4 protein-coding genes are annotated in these 4187 nt (G+C 66.1%); 1 reads left to right on the top strand and 3 read right to left on the bottom strand.

Annotated elements, in window-relative coordinates; translation table 11 throughout:
- Positions 1–72: 72 nt before the first annotated feature.
- The 3 genes from ggt to rsmD form a co-directional block, all read right to left on the bottom strand.
- A complete protein-coding gene (gene ggt, locus DZC52_RS00005) occupies positions 73–1773 on the bottom strand; it encodes a gamma-glutamyltransferase (protein ID WP_116649067.1) in 1701 nt (566 codons plus the stop codon).
- Positions 1774–1814: 41 nt separating this feature from the next.
- Positions 1815–2312: a pantetheine-phosphate adenylyltransferase gene (gene coaD / locus DZC52_RS00010; RefSeq protein WP_116649068.1), complete on the bottom strand. Its 498-nt coding sequence runs from the start codon at positions 2310–2312 to the stop codon at positions 1815–1817.
- A 79-nt stretch (positions 2313–2391) separates the two neighbouring features.
- Positions 2392–2946, bottom strand: a complete 555-nt coding sequence (gene rsmD / locus DZC52_RS00015) for a 16S rRNA (guanine(966)-N(2))-methyltransferase RsmD (RefSeq protein WP_116649069.1) — start codon at positions 2944–2946, stop codon at positions 2392–2394.
- Positions 2947–3088: 142 nt separating this feature from the next.
- Between rsmD and ftsY the strand changes: the two genes are divergently transcribed.
- Entirely contained in the window at positions 3089–4075 is a 987-nt protein-coding gene (gene ftsY, locus DZC52_RS00020) for a signal recognition particle-docking protein FtsY (protein WP_116649070.1), read from the top strand.
- The last annotated feature ends 112 nt before the right edge of the window (positions 4076–4187 follow it).

Raw genomic sequence — 4187 nt, forward strand, 5'->3', positions numbered from 1 at the left:
CCTGAAACCTGAAACCTGAAACCTGAAACCTGAAACCTGAAACCTGAAACCTGAAACCTGAAAACCTGAAACCTATTTCGCGTCGATATCAACAACAACCGCGCCCCCCGAATTCCAGCGCGGATCGTGGGCGGCCTCGAGTTCGCCGGTTTCGCGGTTCCACATGACGCCGTGCATGTTGCCCCAGGTGCGGTTGCGCACGGTGACGGTGTGGCCCTTTTCTTCCAGGGCCTCGATCTCGGCGTCGCTCAGGGCATCGGGTTCGATCGAGATCTCGTCGGGCAGGTACTGATGATGGAAGCGCGGCAGCGAGACCCAGCTCTCCGGCCCGTTGCCGTCGATGAAGTCGAGGATGCCCAGCAGCACCATCGTGATGATGCGCGAACCGCCCGGCGTGCCGAGTACGGCCGTTCGGTCGTCGCCGATCACGATCGTCGGGCTCATGGACGAGAGCATGCGCTTGTGCGGTTCGATCGCGTTGGCGGAAAACCCGATCAGCCCGTAGGCGTTGGGCTCGCCCGGCTTGGCCGAGAAGTCGTCCATTTCGTTGTTGACCAGCACGCCGGTGCCCGGCGGAACGTAGGCGGCGCCGAACGGCAGGTTGACCGTCAGCGTGGCCGAGACCATGTTGCCCTGCGAATCGATCAGCGAGAAGTGCGTGGTGTCGCTGCTTTCCTTGCCCAGGCGGTCGGGGTCGGCGGCCAGCATCGAAGAAGGCGTGGCGCGATCGAGACGGAGCGTGGTGCGCAGCCCGGCGGCGTAGTTCTCGCTCAGCAGCATCCCGGTCGGGATGTCCACGAAATCCGGGTCGCCGAGATACAGCGCGCGATCGCGGTAGGCGCGGCGCATGGCTTCGGCCAGCACGTGCACGCGATCGGCCCGGCTCATTCCGGTCAGGTCGAAAGGCTCGACGATTTCCAGCATCTGGCCGATGGCGATGCCGCCCGAGGATGGCGGCGCGGCGGTAACGAGTTCGTAGCCCCGGTAGCTGGTGCGCACCGGCTCGCGTTCGACCACTTCGTAGTCGGCGAAGTCCTCCAGGGTCCAGAGACCGCCGGTGGCCTGGACGCCATCGACCAGCTTGCGCGCGACCTCGCCGGCGTAGAAACCGTCCCTTCCCTTCTCGGCAAGGGCGCGCAGGGTGTCGGCCAGGTCGGGCTGCCGGATGGTATCGCCGATGGCCGGCACCTCGCCGCCGGGCATGAAAATGGCGGCGGTTTCGGGCCAGCGCTTCATCACGTGCGCGCGCCAGTTCAACAGGGCCTGGTACTTGGCATCGACCGGAAAGCCTTCCTCGGCCAGCCGGATGGCCGGCGCAAGCAGGTCGGAGAGCGGCAGGGTGCCGTAGGTCTCGGCGATATGCACCCAGGCGGCGGGCGCTCCGGGAATGCCGCCGGCCAGTGCGCCGTTGATGGCACGATCGCGATCCACCCCGCCTTCCTCGTCGAGGTACATGTCTTCGGTGGCGGCCGCCGGTGCGGTCTCGCGGCCGTCGACCATCACGGAGAAGTCGTCGGAGGCGCGGTGCAGCAACCAGAAGCCGCCGCCCCCGGCGCCCGAGGATTCGGGCTCGACGACCGCCAGCGCCGCCGAGACGGCCACGGCCGCATCGAATGCATTACCGCCCTTCTCCAGGATCTCCACGCCGGCATCCGTGGCCAGCTCGTGGGCGCTGGAGACGGCGGCCTTGCCGGGACCGTCAGCGGCCCATGCGACCGCGCAGGCCAGTGTCAGCAGAAGGCAGGCAAAAGCGAAGCGTGTTCTTCGAAACATGGCGGATCCCGTTGATGGTCCCTGGAAGTGAATGCCCCGTGTCACGCGTAGCGCTCCCTGAGCGCTTCGGAAACGCGGGGATGGACGAAACGGCTGACGTCGCCCTGAAGGCGGGCGATCTCCTTGACCAGCGAGGAGGAGATGAAGCTGTACTGCTCGGCGGGTGTGAGAAAGACCGTTTCGACGTCCTCGATGAGGTGGCGGTTCATCGAGGCGAGCTGGAACTCGTACTCGAAGTCCGAGACCGCGCGCAGCCCGCGCAGGATGACCCCGGCATCATGCTCCTCGACGAAGTGCGCCAGGAGGTTGTTGAAGCCGACCACGTCGACGTTGTCCAGCCCTTCCTCTTCGAGCACTTGCCGGGCCAGCCCGATCCGATCGCCAAGGCCGAACGAGGGCTTCTTGTGCGGGCTCTCGGCGATCGCCACGATAATGCGGCGATACATGCGCGACGCCCTGGCGATCAGGTCGGTATGACCATTGGTCAGGGGATCGAAGGTGCCGGGATAGACCGCGAGGCCGTAGTCGGGCTGGGGCATCGAATGCGTCTCGGACTGGGTGGACGCGCATTATAACGCCCGAGCCATTGCCGTCCCGGGAGGACCGGCCGCACCGGGATCAGGAAACGGCAAGCAGGGTCAGGCGGACCTCGCCCAGCGTCTTGCTGCGCAGGAGTTCGTAGCGCTCGCCAGGATCGATTTCAGGGTCGCGGGCGTCCTGCTCGACGTAGACGCGCGCGCCGGAAGCCAGGTGCCCGCCATCGACCAATGCTTCGAGCACCCGGCCCTGCAGACTGTCCGAGAACGGCGGATCGATGAAGACCAGGTCGAACGAGCGCTCGTCGGTACCAAGCCAGCGCAGGACATCGCCCTGGACGACCTCCATTCGGTCGCCGCCCGGCCAGTCGCCCGCAATTTCGCGCAGGCGGCCTGCAAGGCGCCGATCACGCTCGACGAACACCGACGAGGCCGCCCCGCGGGACAGCGCTTCCAGGCCCAGCGCGCCGGTGCCGGCGAACAGGTCGAGACAGCGCGCGCCCGGCACCTGCGCCTGCAGCCAGTTGAACAGGGTCTCGCGCGCCCGGTCACCGGTCGGACGCAGCCCCGGCGCGTACGGAACCGCAAGCTTCCGACCCCGCCACTGACCGCCGATAATACGAATCCTGCCGCTCATACCGGTGCTAGCATACGGCTTCTTGCAGCGGACGGGGCGAACACGGAACCCCTTGACTCCACAACCCGAACCCGCACCTACGTTCGAGTCCCTGAAACCTGAAACCTGAACCCTGAAACCTGAAACCTGAAACCCAGAAAACATGTTCTCCATCTTCAAACGCAAGAAATCCGGCAAGGGCGTCGAGAGCACGCAGGTTCGCCCCGTCGAGCAGTCCGGCGTCGATCCGCTCGAGCAGCGGCTCGAGCGCACCCGATCCAGCCTGGGCAGCCTGTTCGGCCTGATCGGTTCGGCCGAGCGGATCGACGATGACCTGATCGAGGAAATCGAGACCACGCTGCTGACCGCAGACGTCGGGGTGGCCGCCACGACGCGCATCGTCGAGCGGCTGCGCGACGGGGTGCGCCAGGGCGTGATCAGCGAACCGTCGCAGGTCCTGCCGGCCGTCCAGGCCGAACTCTACGACCTGATCGAGCCCTGCGAGGATTTCCTGGCCGTCGACCCCGACAAGAAGCCCTTCGTGATCCTGATGGTCGGCGTCAACGGCGTGGGCAAGACGACCACGATCGGCAAGCTGGCCCGCCGCTATCTCGACGAGGGCAAGAACGTCATGCTGGCCGCCGGCGACACGTTCCGGGCCGCGGCGGTCGAGCAACTCCAGGCCTGGGGCGAGCGCAACGACGTGCCCGTCGTGGCCCAGGCCTCCGGCGCCGATACCGCCGCGGTGATCTACGACGCGCTGCACTCGGCGAAGTCGCGCGGCGTGGACGTGCTGATCGCCGACACCGCAGGCCGGCTGCACACCCAGGCCAACCTGATGGCCGAATTGTCGAAGATCATTCGCGTGATGAAGAAGATCGATCCGGAAGCGCCGCACGAGACCATGCTGGTCGTCGACGCCGGCACCGGCCAGAACGCCCTGTCGCAGGCGCGCCAGTTCAACGAGGCCGCACAGCTGACCGGCATCACGGTAACCAAGCTCGACGGCACCGCCCGCGGCGGCGTGCTCTTCGCCATCGCCGAGGAAATGAAGATCCCCATCCGCTTCATCGGCGTGGGCGAAACGGCCGCCGACCTGCGCCCCTTCGACGCCGGAACGTTCGTGCATGCCATTCTTCCCGTCGAATGATGGCCTCGTAGCCAAGCGGGTTTTCCAGAACCCGGAACCCGGAACCCGGAACCTGAAACCTGAAACCTGAAACCTGAAACCTGAAACCTGAAACCTGAAACCTGAAACCTGA

This window comes from Wenzhouxiangella sediminis (assembly GCF_003410055.1).
GTDB lineage: Bacteria > Pseudomonadota > Gammaproteobacteria > Xanthomonadales > Wenzhouxiangellaceae > Wenzhouxiangella > Wenzhouxiangella sediminis.